17 protein-coding genes, 11 tRNA genes and 1 rRNA gene are annotated in these 14914 nt (G+C 41.6%); all 29 read left to right on the top strand.

The annotated features are described in order from the left end of the window. The first annotated feature begins 113 nt into the window (after positions 1-113). On the top strand, positions 114-590 hold the full coding sequence (locus tag JOC78_RS11550) for a PH domain-containing protein (protein WP_204556006.1): 477 nt from the start codon (positions 114-116) through the stop codon (positions 588-590). Then, positions 583-2079, top strand: coding sequence for a PH domain-containing protein (locus JOC78_RS11545; RefSeq protein WP_204556004.1), 1497 nt, complete (start codon positions 583-585; stop codon positions 2077-2079). Before JOC78_RS11550 ends, JOC78_RS11545 begins: the two co-directional genes overlap by 8 nt. After that, on the top strand, positions 2072-2425 hold the full coding sequence (gene acpS / locus JOC78_RS11540) for a holo-ACP synthase (protein WP_204555990.1): 354 nt from the start codon (positions 2072-2074) through the stop codon (positions 2423-2425). The genes JOC78_RS11545 and acpS overlap by 8 nt, the downstream gene beginning before the upstream one ends. An 81-nt stretch (positions 2426-2506) precedes the next feature. Then, positions 2507-3526: a LolA family protein gene (locus tag JOC78_RS11535; protein ID WP_204555987.1), complete on the top strand. Its 1020-nt coding sequence runs from the start codon at positions 2507-2509 to the stop codon at positions 3524-3526. A 115-nt stretch (positions 3527-3641) separates the two neighbouring features. Then, positions 3642-4799 (top strand): alanine racemase, encoded by a 1158-nt coding sequence (gene alr / locus JOC78_RS11530; protein ID WP_204555984.1) that lies wholly within the window; start codon positions 3642-3644, stop codon positions 4797-4799. A 161-nt stretch (positions 4800-4960) separates the two neighbouring features. Then, positions 4961-5242 carry an antitoxin endoai gene (locus tag JOC78_RS11525; protein WP_204555982.1) on the top strand — a complete coding sequence of 94 codons (282 nt, stop codon included), beginning with the start codon at positions 4961-4963 and terminating at the stop codon, positions 5240-5242. Positions 5243-5247: 5 nt separating this feature from the next. Then, entirely contained in the window at positions 5248-5598 is a 351-nt protein-coding gene (locus tag JOC78_RS11520) for a type II toxin-antitoxin system PemK/MazF family toxin (protein WP_204555980.1), read from the top strand. Positions 5599-5868: 270 nt separating this feature from the next. Then, positions 5869-6702: an RsbT co-antagonist protein RsbRA gene (locus JOC78_RS11515; RefSeq protein ID WP_204555978.1), complete on the top strand. Its 834-nt coding sequence runs from the start codon at positions 5869-5871 to the stop codon at positions 6700-6702. Continuing rightward, a complete protein-coding gene (locus JOC78_RS11510; RefSeq protein ID WP_204555966.1) occupies positions 6699-7055 on the top strand; it encodes an STAS domain-containing protein in 357 nt (118 codons plus the stop codon). The genes JOC78_RS11515 and JOC78_RS11510 overlap by 4 nt, the downstream gene beginning before the upstream one ends. Next, positions 7055-7456 carry an ATP-binding protein gene (locus tag JOC78_RS11505; protein WP_204556248.1) on the top strand — a complete coding sequence of 134 codons (402 nt, stop codon included), beginning with the start codon at positions 7055-7057 and terminating at the stop codon, positions 7454-7456. The genes JOC78_RS11510 and JOC78_RS11505 overlap by 1 nt, the downstream gene beginning before the upstream one ends. A gap of 11 nt (positions 7457-7467) precedes the next feature. Continuing rightward, positions 7468-8478, top strand: coding sequence for a SpoIIE family protein phosphatase (locus JOC78_RS11500; RefSeq protein WP_204555964.1), 1011 nt, complete (start codon positions 7468-7470; stop codon positions 8476-8478). A gap of 84 nt (positions 8479-8562) precedes the next feature. Further along, positions 8563-8892 carry an anti-sigma factor antagonist gene (locus JOC78_RS11495; protein ID WP_204555962.1) on the top strand — a complete coding sequence of 110 codons (330 nt, stop codon included), beginning with the start codon at positions 8563-8565 and terminating at the stop codon, positions 8890-8892. Positions 8893-8894: 2 nt separating this feature from the next. Further along, complete coding sequence (rsbW, locus tag JOC78_RS11490) at positions 8895-9362, top strand: anti-sigma B factor RsbW (RefSeq protein ID WP_204555960.1); 468 nt, start codon at positions 8895-8897, stop codon at positions 9360-9362. Next, positions 9340-10134: an RNA polymerase sigma factor SigB gene (sigB, locus tag JOC78_RS11485; protein WP_204555958.1), complete on the top strand. Its 795-nt coding sequence runs from the start codon at positions 9340-9342 to the stop codon at positions 10132-10134. The genes rsbW and sigB overlap by 23 nt, the downstream gene beginning before the upstream one ends. Further along, positions 10134-10727 (top strand): PP2C family serine/threonine-protein phosphatase, encoded by a 594-nt coding sequence (locus tag JOC78_RS11480; RefSeq protein WP_204555956.1) that lies wholly within the window; start codon positions 10134-10136, stop codon positions 10725-10727. Before sigB ends, JOC78_RS11480 begins: the two co-directional genes overlap by 1 nt. A gap of 59 nt (positions 10728-10786) precedes the next feature. Next, complete coding sequence (locus JOC78_RS11475; RefSeq protein WP_204555947.1) at positions 10787-12961, top strand: helix-hairpin-helix domain-containing protein; 2175 nt, start codon at positions 10787-10789, stop codon at positions 12959-12961. A gap of 28 nt (positions 12962-12989) precedes the next feature. After that, positions 12990-13466, top strand: a complete 477-nt coding sequence (locus tag JOC78_RS11470) for a SprT family protein (RefSeq protein WP_204555945.1) — start codon at positions 12990-12992, stop codon at positions 13464-13466. Between the two features lie 145 nt (positions 13467-13611). Beyond that, positions 13612-13686, top strand: a tRNA-Asn gene (locus JOC78_RS11465). Positions 13687-13690: 4 nt separating this feature from the next. Then, positions 13691-13781: transfer RNA gene (locus JOC78_RS11460), tRNA-Ser, on the top strand. Positions 13782-13797: 16 nt separating this feature from the next. After that, a tRNA-Glu gene (locus JOC78_RS11455) sits at positions 13798-13869 on the top strand. Positions 13870-13950: 81 nt separating this feature from the next. Then, positions 13951-14027, top strand: a tRNA-Asp gene (locus JOC78_RS11450). A gap of 8 nt (positions 14028-14035) precedes the next feature. Continuing rightward, positions 14036-14110: transfer RNA gene (locus JOC78_RS11445), tRNA-Gln, on the top strand. A 23-nt stretch (positions 14111-14133) separates the two neighbouring features. Further along, a tRNA-Lys gene (locus JOC78_RS11440) sits at positions 14134-14206 on the top strand. 6 nt (positions 14207-14212) lie between these two features. Further along, positions 14213-14294 (top strand) — tRNA-Leu (locus JOC78_RS11435). A gap of 70 nt (positions 14295-14364) precedes the next feature. Next, positions 14365-14448 (top strand) — tRNA-Leu (locus JOC78_RS11430). A 24-nt stretch (positions 14449-14472) separates the two neighbouring features. Further along, a tRNA-Arg gene (locus JOC78_RS11425) sits at positions 14473-14549 on the top strand. A 26-nt stretch (positions 14550-14575) separates the two neighbouring features. After that, a tRNA-Pro gene (locus JOC78_RS11420) sits at positions 14576-14652 on the top strand. Positions 14653-14669: 17 nt separating this feature from the next. Next, positions 14670-14743: transfer RNA gene (locus tag JOC78_RS11415), tRNA-Gly, on the top strand. A gap of 104 nt (positions 14744-14847) precedes the next feature. Next, positions 14848-14914, top strand: a 16S ribosomal RNA gene (locus tag JOC78_RS11410); the annotation flags it as partial.

The raw sequence follows: 14914 nt of genomic DNA, 5'->3' as shown, positions 1-14914 counted from the left end.
CAAGAGTAGAGAAAGAATAATTAAAACTGGTATGATAAGAACAACCTTTTCAAACTAATGAAATAAGTGGAATCCAGATAAAGGAGCAAAATAATAGAAAAAGGAGTGGGGAAATGACAGAACCGAAAAACAGGATTTCTCCGAATGGACTGAAGGTTTGGAGGATTCACGGGCTTCTCACAAGCCTGGTCGTATGGCTGCTTGCAGCGGGAGCCGGTGTGCTCATTTACATAAAGGAATGGCCTTCGTGGTGGATTGCAATCATAGTATTTGCTGCAGTGAGTGAATTAATCATATTTGTCTTTTGGATGCCTCGCCTTAGATGGAAGCGGTGGCGTTATGAAGTAAGGGAGCAGGAGATTGAATTGCAGCAGGGGGTTTTTATCACACGCCGGACATTAATTCCTATGGTTCGTGTTCAGCATGTAGATACAGAGCAAGGTCCTATATTAAGGAAATATTCATTAGCTATTATTAAAATCTCAACAGCTGCAACCATTCACGAAATCCCAGCTATTGATTTAGCGGAAGCGGAGGAAATGAGGCAAAAGATTTCAATGCTGGCAAGGGTGGCGGAAGAAGATGTCTAAACCAAAACGGCTCCATCCTTTAGCAGCAGTCTTAAATTTTTTGAAACAGCTCAAAGAACTTTTTATTCCTTTAGTAGTCTTATTATTTCTTAATAACGGAGAAAAAGAAGGAGACATATGGTATTACTTGCCGTATATCGGCATGGCGGCAGTTATTATGTTTGTGCTCATCAGCGGAGTCGTCAAATGGATTCGCTTTACATATAGGGTGGAAGACGGAGAACTCCGGATTGAACATGGTTTGTTTGTGAAGAAGAAACGGTATATCCCGCTTGAACGCATACAAAGCTTAGATGTATCAGAGGGTGTCCTGCAGAGGATATTTAGTCTGGTCAAAATAAAAATAGAAACAGCCGGCTCCGCTGATCATTTAGAATCAGAAGCAGACCTCACTGCCATCTCGAAGTTTGAAGCGGAACAGCTGCAAGCCCTGATTCGCAAGGAGAAAAGAAATCAGCTCCGAGATGCGGATGCGGTTGACATGGAGGGTGAGGAGAGCGGTACAGATCAGTCAGCAACAATTGTCCATCAATCGAAGCTGTTCGATTTGATCTTTCTTGCTATTACATCAGGCGGCGCTGGAGTAGTCATTTCGGGTGTGATCGCCTTTTTATCACAATTTCAAGAAATCATTCCATATGAAAAACTATTTAAAAGAGCGGAACATATTGTAGAAGACAGCTTAGTATTTCTAGCGGCAGCTGCATTCTTGGTCTTGTTTCTAGCGTGGCTTGTTTCTATTGCAATGACTCTTTTGAAGTATTCGGATTTCACATTAAAAACAAGTGAAGAACAGCTAATCATTACTCATGGTTTATTAGAGAAGAGGCAAGTGATGATCCCGATGCATCGAATTCAAGGGATAACCCTCGCAGAAAATCCAATCCGGCAGCTATTTGGATATGCGTCTGTCCAAATTGAAAGTGCTGGCGGATCGTTAGATGAACAAGGAAGTTCCAGTGTGAAGATCATGCCGATGATTAAGAAAAGAGAAGCGTTGCGGGTGTTAGGTGTATTGTTTCCTGATCATCATTTCTCAAATGATTTCCACCCGATTCCTGCACGTTCCTCTTACAGGTATATGTTTCGTAAGATGTTGTGGCTGGTAGGGCCTTGCGCAGTGGTTAGCTGGTTGTTCTGGCCCTTAGGCATGTGGTCTATCCTTTTAATCCTCCCTGCGTGGGGGCTTGGCTGGTTCTGCTATCGGTCAGCGGGCTGGGAGTTAAAAGGCAATCAGCTGAGCATTCGTTATCGAACGTTTTCACGCTACTCTGTTTATATGAAGAAACATCGGATTCAATCTTTTGAACATAAGCAAACATGGAGACAAAAGCAGCAAAGCCTGGCGACGATCGGAGCGGTCATAAAAGTCGGTGCAGGCGGAAAGAACGTCCATGTGATAGACGCAGCAGCTGATGATGCCATGCATATTTATAACTGGTACCAAACAAGTAAAACGATAGAACGGGTGGTAGATATAGATGATTAAAGGAATTGGAATGGATATTGTGGAATTGCAAAGAATTAAAACCCTCGTTGATAAAAAGCCTAAATTCATCGACCGGATTTTAACGCCTGCCGAACGGAAAATATATGAGAGCAGAGGCCAAGTCAGAAGGTATGAATATGCCGCTGGCCGATTTGCTGCGAAAGAAGCATTTGCTAAAGCGATGGGAACAGGAATTGGAGGAAAGCTGTCATTTCAAGACATTGAAATTGATGTGAATGAAAATGGAAAGCCATTTATAAAAAAACCTTTTTCTGAAAATGTTCACCTTTCTATTACTCATACAAAGGAGTACGCCGCGGCTCAAGTCGTTATTGAAAAAGAATAATTACTTTCACTGCCCCGAATGGACAATCATATTTTCAGAGGTTGTCTCATATATTTTTAATGCGAAAGGGGTTGTGAAGTAATGACGAAAAAATGGACGCTCTGGCTTGTTAGTTTATTTGCTTTATTCATGCTTTCTGCTTGTGGAGAAAAATCAAAGGAGGACGTAGCGGCTGATTTAAGTGAAAAGGCTCAGGAGGTAAAGGGGTATAAAGCAACGGCAGAAATGACCTTGCAAGCAGGTGAGGAGAAACAAAAGTATCATGTGGAAATCTGGAACAAGGAGCATCAATTTTACCGTGTGGAACTGACGGCGGATAAAAAAGACCAAAGCCAAATGATTTTAAAGAATGATTCAGGAGTCTATGTACTGACGCCGGCACTGAACAAAAGCTTCAAATTCCAAAGCGACTGGCCGAAAAACAGCAGTCAGGCCTACTTGTATGAATCGCTAGTGAAGGACATCGCTGAAGATAAAGAAGCAAGCTTTAAAGAAACGGACAAACATTATGTATTTGAAACAAAGACAAGATATCCAAACAGCCATATGTTGCCTCTTCAAGAAATTACGTTCAATAAAAAAGATCTTTCACCTGTATCAGTGAAGGTAATGGACGCGGATCGCAAGTCATTGGTTGATGTGAAATTTACTAAGATGAATTTCGATGCAAGTTTTGAAAAAGCTTCGTTTGATATGAAGAAGAATATGACGGGCGCTCAGCTTGAAATTCCAGTGTCTACAGAAACAAAAGATAAAGAGCTTTCAGTCTCTTATCCATCTGCGAAAATTAAAGGAACAAGCCTGCTAGAAGAAAATGAGATGATTACCGCAAGCGGCAAGCGCGTAGTATTAACGTATGGCGGCGCGAAATCATTTACTCTTATTCAGGAAAAAGCGGAAGTTCTTCCGGCCGCTGCAATGGAAACAGCTGAAGTTGAAGGAGAAATCGCTGATCTTGGCTTTGCTGTTGGAACGATGACGAAGCAATCTTTATCTTGGTCTTACAAAGGGATTAATTACATGCTCGCTTCTAAAGATTTAAGTCAATCAGAAATGATGGAAGTAGCGAAGTCCATGAACGCAGCGGCTATGGAGAAATAAGAGTGTAAAGATAAGGCTGGTGATCTGAACCAGCCTTTTTTCAATGTTGACAGTCATTTATTAAAGTTTAGAATTAGAAAGGGAGCAATTGATTGAAAGAAAGAAGGGACATCTAGTGAGTGCTGAAACGAAGTTTTACCGGGATACCTGGGCTGAAGTGAACTTGGATCATATCACGTTTAACGTGCAGGAAACATTAAAGCTTTTGCCTTCAGGTGAAAAACTGTTTGCTGTAGTAAAGGCGAATGCTTATGGACATGGCGACCGGGAAGTGGCTGAGGCTGCCGTTCAAGCGGGAGCTCATGGACTGGCTGTAGCTTTTTTAGATGAAGCGATTTCAGTGAGGAAGCTGAAAGTGGACGTGCCCGTATTAGTGCTGGGGGCAAGCAGGCCAGAGGATGCGAGTGCTGCAGCGGACAAGAATATTTCCTTAACGGCTTTCCGATTAGACTGGTTGATGGAAGCAGAGAAAAATTTACGGCAGGACCAGGTATTAAATATTCATATCAAAGCCGATACTGGTATGGGGCGGTTAGGTATAAAAACACCAGAAGAACTAAGAAGTATGGCGGATTTTATCGAGCAGTCCCCTAAGTTATTCTTTGAAGGATTATTTACTCATTTTGCGACGGCAGATGAAGTGAATACCCTATATTTCGAAAAACAATTAAAGCGTTTTCATCAATTGGTGGATTCGCTAGAGAGCCATCCTCCTTATATCCATTGCGCGAATAGTGCGACAGCCTTGCGTTTTAAGGAAGCACACTTGAATGCTGTGCGGCTGGGAATTTCAATGTATGGTTTGTCTCCATCTAGTGAAATGAAGCCTATGCTGCCCTTTGGTTTAAGACAGGCATTCTCTCTGCAAACGAAAATAGTACACGTAAAAAAACTGGAAAAAGGCGAAAAGATCAGTTATGGTGCCACATATGAAGCAGAAGGTGAGGAGTGGATTGCCACTTTGCCGATCGGATATGCTGATGGCTGGATTCGCCGGCTGCAAAAGCAAGAGGTGCTCGTAGATGGCAAGCGTGCGCCGATCGTAGGCCGCATCTGTATGGATCAATGTATGATTCGACTTCCAAAAGAAATGCCGGTGGGCACACAAGTCACGCTTATTGGTGTTCAAGGTGAAGAAGAAATAACGATGGATGAAGTGGCTGATTCCCTAGAGACGATTAATTATGAGGTGCCTTGTATCATTACTGCGCGAGTGCCAAGAGTGTATAAGAGAAATGGTCGGGTTGTCTCTGTTTATAATCCGATAATATAAGAGGAAAATTGTCTAAAAATGAACTTATTTTATAGATTTATAAAAATTTTCTAACTATATCACCTATAATATCGATTTGACCTTTCCACATAGGTAAAAAAATGTTATGATGGATCTGACAGTTAAAGAGACGGGTGTAGTGATTGGTGGAGGTGTAGTTCGTGTCTGAATCCAGCGCAACAACAGAGGTGTTAATTCGCTTGCCGCAACAATTCATCAAGGAATTGGACGGCTTTGCAGAACAAGAAAACATTAGCCGCAGTGAATTTATCTACAGAGCAACTAAAATGTATCTTCGTGAAAGAAAGAAACGCCAAATTCGTGAATCAATGAGACGCGGATACATGGAAATGGCGAAGATCAATTTAGCTATCGCATCTGAAGCCATGCAAGCGGAATATGAGGCAGGAAATACTGTAGAACGTTTAGTAAGTGGAGGATAATCCGTGTGATAGTTAAACGTGGCGACGTATATTTCGCAGACCTATCCCCGGTCGTTGGTTCAGAGCAAGGCGGCGTGCGGCCTGTGCTTGTCGTTCAAAACGACATTGGGAACCGGTTTAGTCCCACTATTATTGTTGCCGCTATTACAGCGCAAATTCAAAAAGCTAAATTGCCTACACATGTTGAAATTGATGCCAAGCGTTATGGCTTCGAACGTGATTCCGTTATTTTACTTGAGCAAGTTCGCACCATAGACAAACAGCGGTTAACGGATAAAATCACTCAACTTGATGAGGAAATGATGGAAAAAGTGGACGAAGCCTTGCAAATCAGTTTAGGTCTTATACAATTTTAATCAGGCGCTTGCTAGTTATCTAGCTGAGCGTCTTATTTTTTTTTGGAGGATTACCCAAAAATTTTCAGAGCGAAACAATGTGTCTTGCTTTTTAATTAGACTAATAAACATTATAATGGTTAATATGAATATTATTAGCGTTCGATGGATTATGACAAGATTTCTGTTTTGAGCTCGTAGAAATGATGATGAAGCAGCAGCCTCACTAACAAGTAAGGTGTGTAAATAACAAGTAAGGATCTTGAAAAATGCGAAATTGGAGTTGTCTTGATGCGTAAACGAATTTTTAATTATGTCCAAAGCCATAAGGGCGAAATATTAGAAAAATGGGTTAAAGAGATAAAAGAAGAAGCAGATGAGCGGGCTGTTCACACGATGTCTGCACAAATGTTTACAAGAACAAGCAATGAGTTCGTAGAGATGCTTATATCGAACTTTGTTGAAACTGAAGAAGAATTTAACGAACGCGTACAAGATTTTGCAGAGAAAGTTGTCAGATTAGGGTGGCCGCTGACTGTGGTTACACTAGGTGTAAGGCTGTTTAGCCAGATTGTTTCTCAGGGCATGATGGATGAGAAGTTAATCGGCCGGCAAGATCACATTGAGTTCACTTCTGAGTTCGAGCGCTGGATGTTCCCGATTAACAATACAATTATCAATGCGTATGCGACTACTTGGGAACGTACAGTTTCCTTGCAGAAAATCGCATTGCAAGAACTGTCTGCGCCTCTAATTCCAGTTTTCGATAAAATTTCTGTTATGCCGCTTGTAGGCACGATTGATACAGAGAGAGCGAAGCTGATTATGGAGAACCTGCTGGATGGAGTGGTTAATCACCGTTCAGAAGTTGTGTTAATTGATATCACAGGCGTGCCGGTAGTGGATACGATGGTAGCCCATCATATTATTCAAGCGGCCGATGCGGTTCGTTTAGTTGGAGCTAAATGCATGATTGTTGGGATTCGTCCAGAGATCGCTCAAACAATTGTCAGCCTTGGCATTAATTTAGAACAAGTCTTAACTACGAGCACGCTTAAAAAAGGAATTGAAGAAGCATTAACCATGACAGAAAGAAAAATCGTTGAAACGGAGGGAGAAAATTGAGAATTCCTATTCTAAAACTCCATGACTGTCTGCTGATTTCTATCCAATGGGAATTAGATGATCAGACAGCACTCCAATTTCAAGAAGATTTACTTCATAAAATACATGAAACAAGTGCCCGTGGAGTCGTTATTGATTTTACTTCCATTGATTTTATCGACTCCTTCATAGCTAAGGTGCTGGGAGATGTGATCAGCATGTCTAAATTAATGGGAGCAAAAGTAGTGATAACAGGGATCCAGCCAGCCGTTGCTATTACCTTGATTGAATTAGGTATCCGCCTTGAGGATGTCTTGACTGCATTAGACTTAGAAAAAGGGTTGGAGAAACTTCAACGGGAACTGGGGGACTAATCACTATGGATTCTTGCGTCAAGATTATTAATGAGTGGGATATCGTAGCGGCGAGGCAGCTTGGCAGAAATGTTGCTAAAGAGCTTGGCTTCGGTACGGTAGATCAAGCCCGAATAACGACCGCTATAAGCGAATTGGCGCGTAACATCTATCTTTACGCTGGCCAAGGACAAATATGTATAGATAAAACAGAGGCTGGCGGAAAAACCGGATTATGCATTTCTTCAGAGGATCAAGGCCCTGGAATTAATGATATAAGAAAAGTAATGGAAGATGGTTTTTCCACCTCGGGAGGACTTGGAGCTGGCTTGCCCGGCGTTAAACGCTTAATGGATGAATTCTCAATTGATTCTACTCCCGGCGAAGGAACGTCGATCAAAGCGATTAAGTGGCTCCGTTAAGGAGGAATAGTATGGATTTTAGGGAAGTAATGAGTAAGAAATATAAAGAGATCTTGGAGAGCTACATCAAAGACCAAGATGAGCAGGCTCTGTATCTCAGTCAAAAGTTTAGCAGGAAATCAATTGAGTACAAGGTGTCTCCAGAGGAAATCATCAGTATCCATAAGACTGCGTTACTAGAGCTTGAGCCTGAGCTGCCAGAATCCCTTATTCTTTCTTTAGATATCCTGTTAGAAGTCATGATGGGGTACGGACTTGCTTATCGTGAACACCAAAGTTTACGGACAATCCAGCAGGAATTAAAGAGTGAAATCGAAGTTGCGGCTAATATGCAGCAGACGCTGCTAGGAACCCAGATCCCTGATATCCCGTCATTGGATATAGGTGCGATCAGCATGCCGGCTAAACAAATGAGCGGAGATTACTATCACTTTGTTAAAGATGAAAACGAATCCGTCAGTGTGGCAATAGCGGATATTATCGGAAAAGGGATTCCTGCTGCCCTATGCATGTCCATGATTAAGTATTCGATGGATAGTCTTCCCGGGGATACTCATGAGCCAAGCCAAGTGCTGGAAAGCCTGAACCGGGTAGTTGAACAAAACGTTGACCCAACCATGTTTATTACAATGTTCTATGGGATGTATAATACGCGCAATCATACCTTTTATTATTCCTCTGCAGGCCACGAGCCTGGTTTTTTCTATAATCATGAGACTAAAAGTTTCGAAGAGTTATATGCTAAAGGTTTATTACTGGGTGTTGATAAAAAAGCAAAGTACCGCCAATACGAGCGAAAAGTAGAGATAGGCGATATCATTCTTTTAATGTCTGACGGAGTGACTGAATGCCGAACGAAAGACGGGTTTATTGAGGTTGAAACGCTGATCGAATATATCGAAAAGTATATTCACCTTGATGCTCAGGAAATTGCGAATAAAGTATATAAAGAACTGGAATTCCTTCAAGATTTTCAACTTCGGGATGACTTTACTTTAATTATTTTAAAGCGAATACGCTAAGCGTGTTTAACATTTTAAAATAAGGGTATTAACTATAAGTATATAAGTATTGATATCGTATAGAACAAAGAAGAGGTGGGTCTTATGAATATTACAGTTGATGTGCAAGAATTAGAACAATATACAAAAGTGGTGCTTAGTGGGGAAATTGATGCGTTTACCGCACCGAAGCTTCGTGAATCCGTATTCCCTTATACAGAACAAAAAGGCATGAAATTAGTAATTGATTTATCAGATGTAACATATATGGATAGTACAGGATTAGGTGTATTTGTTGGTCTATTTAAGAATCTAAGTGCGAATGACAGCACACTTCAATTGGTAGGCCTATCTGATCGCCTCAAACGATTGTTTGATATTACTGGGCTTGCGGACATTATGAATATTAATTCCGAAGTAGAAGGTGGCGTTTGATTATGGAGGCTTTTGATTACATCGAGATGAAAATTCCTGCGAAGCCTGAATTTGTAGGTGTTATTCGTCTTACATTATCTGGAATTGCTAGCAGAATGGGTTTTACATACGATGCAATCGAGGATTTAAAAATCGCGACAAGTGAAGCCATTACCAATGCGGTTCAACACGCTTACCATGAGGATGAAGATGGTGAAGTAGTCGTTGGATTCGCTTTGTATGCTAATCACTTAGAAGTTATGGTATCCGACAACGGCAAAAGCTTTAACTTTTCAGAAACTAAAAAAGCATTAGGTCCATATAGTGAAAGTTCTTTAGAATTTTTGCGTGAAGGCGGTTTGGGGTTATACCTTATCGAAACCTTGATGGATGAGGTGAAAGTTCACCAAAACGAAGGGGTCACTTTGTTTATGACGAAGTACCTTAAGGGAGAGCAGGTGGAGAGGGATGCAGAAACCATCTCGACCTAATCAAGCGGCGAAACAACAAGCCATAGAATGGATTAAAGCGTTCCAAAATGATAATGACAGCGAGGCCCAAGAGAATCTCGTTAGGCATTATAAAGGTCTAGTGGAATCCATTGCCCGTAAATATTCTAAAGGAAAATCGTATCATGAAGACATTGTGCAAGTGGGAATGATGGGTCTTCTTGGAGCGATTAGAAGATATGACGATTCATATGGGAAAAGCTTTGAAGCATTTGCGATTCCGACCATCGTGGGAGAAATTAAAAGATTTCTTCGCGACAAAACGTGGAGTGTACATGTACCGAGAAGAATTAAAGAGCTGGGTCCAAAAATAAAGGCGAGCGTGGAAGAATTAACGACAGAACTGCAGCGATCGCCGAAAGTTGATGAAATCGCCAGTTATTTGGAGATTTCCGAAGAAGAAGTACTAGAAGCAATGGAGATGGGAAAGAGTTATCAAGCGCTATCAGTTGACCATTCGATTGAAGCAGATTCCGATGGCAGCACAGTGACTCTGTTGGATATAGTAGGGAATCATGAAGAGGGATATGAAAGAGTAGACCAGCGCATGGTTCTTGAAAAAGTTTGGCATGTTCTTTCAGAACGCGAACGTCAAATTATTCAATATACGTATCTTGAAAACCTCAGTCAAAAAGATGCAGGAGACAAGCTAGGTATTTCACAAATGCACGTTTCTCGTTTGCAGAGAAAAGCAATCAAGAAGCTGCAAGAAGCCATTGAATCGGAATCATTAAGTACGGAGAGACTGACTTAATGACCTATTTGCAAAAAGAACACTTAGAGGTCTATGCGAACCAGGCATCTAAAGATGGAAAACCTTTTTGCGGTGATAGTTATTATGTTCACGCCACTGACGAGTATTTAATTTGTGTGTTGGCAGATGGATTAGGAAGCGGTGAATATGCCTACAATTCATCTTCTGCTGTCACGAAAGTGGTAGAAGAACATCACCATGAATCCGTCGATGTTTTAATGCAGCTGTCGAATGAAGTGCTTCATCATAAACGCGGAGCGGCCGTAGCTATTTTTAAAGTCTTTTTTGACAAGCAGGAATTTGAGTATAGCTGTGTGGGCAATATCCGATTTTACCTTTATACCGATGGAGGTAAATTAACGTATCCCCTTCCTGTAACAGGCTACCTCTCTGGCCGACCTCAAAAATATCGTACCCAGCGCTTTGTATATGAATTAGATTGTAAATTTATTCTTCATTCCGATGGGTTAAATATTATGAACGTGAAGTCCCTTTTCAAGAATCGTTCAATTAAACCGATTGCTTATGAATTGGAAGAACAAACGACCCAATCGAATGATGATGCGACATTTATTATTGGAAGCTTGCTATAAATATAAGCAGGCTTTTTTTATGTGATAAAATAGAGAATATCTGAACTGGAGGGGATCAAGTGGCAGTTGAACTATTGAATGACCAAGAAAACCTTTTGAAAAAAGTAGCGGCATCTGAAAAATTGGAATTAAAAAAAGTGCGGGCAGTTATTTCTTTAATTGAAGAAGGCAATACGGTCCCTTTTATTGCCCGTTATCGTAAGGAAATGACAGGTGCGTTAGACGAAGTAGAAATTCGAGCGGTGATCACTCGCTGGACATACCTGCAAAATCTTTCTCAAAGAAAAAGTGACGTCCTTCACGCGATTGAAGAGCAAGGGAAATTAACACCAGAATTGAAAAAAGAGATTCTCCGCGCGGACAAACTGCAGATGGTAGAAGATCTGTACCGTCCATACAAACAGAAGCGGCGTACCAAAGCGACTGTCGCGAAAGAAAAAGGATTGGAACCTTTAGCAGAATACATGCTGACTATGCCGAAGTCCCTGACTCAAGAAGTAGAGAAGTATATTAGTGAAGATGAAGATCGAGCTTCATCGGCAGAAGAAGCTATTCAGGGAGCATGTGATATCATTGCAGAAAAAATAGCTGATGAGGCATCGATTAGGGAATGGATAAGAAAGGAAACGTTTCATTCAGGCCTGATGAAATCGTCTGCGAAAGATGAAGAGAAGGATGAGAAGAAAGTATTTGAAATGTACTATAATTACGAAGAACCTGTAGTTAAAGTAGTGCCTCACCGAGTGTTAGCTATGAACCGCGGGGAAAAAGAAGGGATATTAAGAGTAGCTATTCAATCTGACTCCGAAAAAATCTATCGCTATTTAAATAAGAAGTATATTTCCAATGAGCACAGTGAAGCAGCTCCTCATGTAAAGGAAGCTATTCAAGATGCCTATAAACGATTGATTCAACCTTCTATTGAAAGAGAAGTCCGCAATGAATTGACAGATAAAGCAGAGGATCGAGCTATACATATATTCTCCGAAAACTTAAGAAAGCTGCTTCTGCAAGCGCCTTTAAAAGGTAAGACAGTATTAGGAGTAGACCCTGCCTACCGTACAGGCTGTAAACTTTCGGTCGTTGATGAGACAGGGAAGGTTCTTCATATTGATGTGATCTATCCCCACCCGCCGAAATCAAAAAAAGCCGAGGCAGAGCAAACGTTTATCAATATTTTAAATAAATACGATATCGAATTAGTAGCGATAGGAAACGGTACTGCTTCAAGAGAGACCGAGCAATTTGTAGCAGACATGATCAGTTCAACGGATAAACCGATTGCGTATTTAATTGTCAATGAAGCAGGAGCCAGTGTATACTCTGCATCTGACATCGCAAGAGAAGAGTTTCCGGACCTTCAAGTAGAGGAAAGAAGTGCTGTTTCCATTGCGCGAAGGCTTCAGGATCCGTTGGCTGAACTGGTGAAGATTGATCCAAAATCTGTAGGTGTAGGTCAATACCAGCATGACGTTTCACAAAAGAAATTGAATGAGTCACTGACATTTGTTGTAGAGACTGCTGTTAACCAAGTGGGAGTTAATTTAAATACAGCTTCTTCTTCTCTGCTGCAATATGTGGCTGGGTTAAATAAAACGGTGGCCAATAACGTCATTAAATATCGAGAAGAGAATGGCAAATTCACACAGCGTTCCGAAGTTAAAAAAGTGCCGAGGCTCGGTTTGAAAACATTTGAGCAGTGTGTGGGCTTTTTAAGGATTATGGAAGGGAAAGAACCGCTGGACCGTACATCGATTCACCCTGAAAATTATTCTGAGGTGAAAAAACTGCTGAAAAGTCTAGGTTTCTCCACCAATCAAGTGGGAAGTAAAGAACTGGTCGAGGCTCTTAAGCAGTTGGATATTGAGCAGTACTCTAGAGAGCTTGACCTAGGTGAGTTAACGATGAAAGATATCGTCCAAGCGCTTCAAAAACCGGGCAGAGATCCTCGGGATGAAATGACAAAGCCTCTTCTTAAAACCAATGTATTAAAAATTGAAGACCTTAAAGCTGGAATGGAACTGCAGGGAACCGTAAGAAATGTAGTGGATTTTGGCGCATTCGTGGATATCGGGGTAAAGGAAGATGGGCTTGTTCATATCTCTAAGTTAAAAAAAGGATTTGTCAAACACCCTTTAGACGTAACAGCTGTAGGGGATGTAGTGACTGTTTGGGTAGAACAGGTAGATCAAAATAAAGGACGGGTATCTCTAACAATGATCTCGCCAGTATAAAGCAGGAGAAGAAAGGGGGAAGTTTGTAATGGATAATGTGCGTTTGCAGCAACTGACAGAACAATTATCGGCCGACTTGTTCGGCCGTCCCTTTCTTCACCAAGCTTTTTTTAATAACAGGCTTAAAACTACAGGCGGCCGCTATATGCTAGAGTCGCATAATATAGAAATTAATATTAAATACTATGATGAGTATGGTCTTGAAGAGTTAAAGGGTATTATTAAACATGAATTATGTCATTACCACTTACATATTGAAGGCAAAGGATATAAACATCGGGATCGGGATTTTAAAGAACTGATGAAAAAAGTAGATGCACCAAGATATTGCACTCCGCTGGTAAAAAGTCGAAGCAGTAAACAGATCCGAGTGCTGATCTACCGCTGTAAAAACTGTGAAGCTGTATATTCGCGCCGCAGAAAAGTAAATACAGAGAAGTATGTGTGCGGAAAGTGCAAAGGCAAACTAAAATTTATAGAAGAAGTTAAGAAAACACTTACCTAATTATATTGACTTTGTTCAAGAATATTTGTAGTATAATCTAGCAGGTTTGAAAGAAAGCAGAGAAAATAAAAAAACAAAAATTTTTATTGACTTAAATTAATGAAATGATATATAATATTAATTGTCGATGAAACGACGTTATTATTCCGCAGTAGCTCAGTGGTAGAGCAATCGGCTGTTAACCGATCGGTCGCAAGTTCGAGTCTTGCCTGCGGAGCCATTACGGGGAAGTACTCAAGTGGCTGAAGAGGCGCCCCTGCTAAGGGTGTAGGTCGGGCAACCGGCGCGAGGGTTCAAATCCCTCCTTCTCCGCCAGAATATATTCTATTTTGGCCCGTTGGTCAAGCGGTTAAGACACCGCCCTTTCACGGCGGTAACACGGGTTCGAATCCCGTACGGGTCATCTTTAAAAAACGATCGGCTGAACAAACAGGCCTTGGATTTTTATAAGAAGATAGCTTTAGTTGTGAATGAGTTTGAAAGTGGTCCGGTAGTTCAGTTGGTTAGAATGCCTGCCTGTCACGCAGGAGGTCGCGGGTTCGAGTCCCGTCCGGACCGCCACTTAATAATGGGCTATAGCCAAGCGGTAAGGCAGCGGATTTTGATTCCGTCATGCGAAGGTTCGAATCCTTCTAGCCCAGCCATTTTTATTTTGTAACATAAGTAAGAGCCATTAGCTCAGTTGGTAGAGCATCTGACTTTTAATCAGAGGGTCGAAGGTTCGAGTCCTTCATGGCTCACTGTTTGCGGGTGTGGCGGAATTGGCAGACGCACCAGACTTAGGATCTGGCGCCGCAAGGCGTGGGGGTTCGACTCCCTTCACCCGCATAATTATTTTTCAAAATAGTGTTGACTTACCGCAAAGTTAGAGTTATAATATAATTCTGCTGGTAATAATGCGGTCGTGGCGGAATGGCAGACGCGCTAGGTTGAGGGCCTAGTGGGTGAATAACCCGTGGAGGTTCAAGTCCTCTCGGCCGCATCGCTAATCACTTATATTAATATTGCGCCCGTAGCTCAATTGGATAGAGCGTTTGACTACGGATCAAAAGGTTAGGGGTTCGACTCCTCTCGGGCGCGCCATACATATCTAGCTAAGATATTGGATTCGGGGAGTAGCTCAGCTTGGTAGAGCACTTGGTTTGGGACCAAGGGGTCGCAGGTTCGAATCCTGTCTTCCCGACCAGTCTTTCTAAAATATATGCGGGTGTAGTTTAATGGTAAAACCTCAGCCTTCCAAGCTGATGTCGTGGGTTCGATTCCCATCACCCGCTCCATTTAATTTATTGACATTGATCTTTGAAAACTGAACAAAATAAACGTCAACGTTTAAATGTAACAAACAGACAATGTAAATTGTCAAAATGAGCAATCAAACATCTTTTTGGAGAGTTTGATCCTGGCTCAGGACGAACGCTGGCGGCGTGCCTAATACATGCAAGTCGAGC

Origin of the sequence: Bacillus ectoiniformans (assembly GCF_016908875.1) — a bacterium.
Lineage (GTDB): Bacteria > Bacillota > Bacilli > Bacillales > Domibacillaceae > Bacillus_BX > Bacillus_BX ectoiniformans.
This window is presented reverse-complemented; position numbering and strand designations above follow the sequence as displayed.

Bases quoted from the DNA above. Each gene is read 5' to 3' on its own strand.
- JOC78_RS11480 (WP_204555956.1), top strand. From the start codon at position 10,134: ATGACCTATTTGCAAAAAGAACACTTAGAGGTCTATGCGAACCAGGCA.
- sigB (WP_204555958.1), top strand. From the start codon at position 9,340: ATGCAGAAACCATCTCGACCTAATCAAGCGGCGAAACAACAAGCCATA.
- rsbW (WP_204555960.1), top strand. From the start codon at position 8,895: ATGGAGGCTTTTGATTACATCGAGATGAAAATTCCTGCGAAGCCTGAA.
- JOC78_RS11500 (WP_204555964.1), top strand. From the start codon at position 7,468: ATGGATTTTAGGGAAGTAATGAGTAAGAAATATAAAGAGATCTTGGAG.
- JOC78_RS11470 (WP_204555945.1), top strand. From the start codon at position 12,990: ATGGATAATGTGCGTTTGCAGCAACTGACAGAACAATTATCGGCCGAC.
- JOC78_RS11495 (WP_204555962.1), top strand. From the start codon at position 8,563: ATGAATATTACAGTTGATGTGCAAGAATTAGAACAATATACAAAAGTG.
- acpS (WP_204555990.1), top strand. From the start codon at position 2,072: ATGATTAAAGGAATTGGAATGGATATTGTGGAATTGCAAAGAATTAAA.
- JOC78_RS11550 (WP_204556006.1), top strand. From the start codon at position 114: ATGACAGAACCGAAAAACAGGATTTCTCCGAATGGACTGAAGGTTTGG.
- JOC78_RS11515 (WP_204555978.1), top strand. From the start codon at position 5,869: ATGCGTAAACGAATTTTTAATTATGTCCAAAGCCATAAGGGCGAAATA.
- JOC78_RS11535 (WP_204555987.1), top strand. From the start codon at position 2,507: ATGACGAAAAAATGGACGCTCTGGCTTGTTAGTTTATTTGCTTTATTC.
- JOC78_RS11545 (WP_204556004.1), top strand. From the start codon at position 583: ATGTCTAAACCAAAACGGCTCCATCCTTTAGCAGCAGTCTTAAATTTT.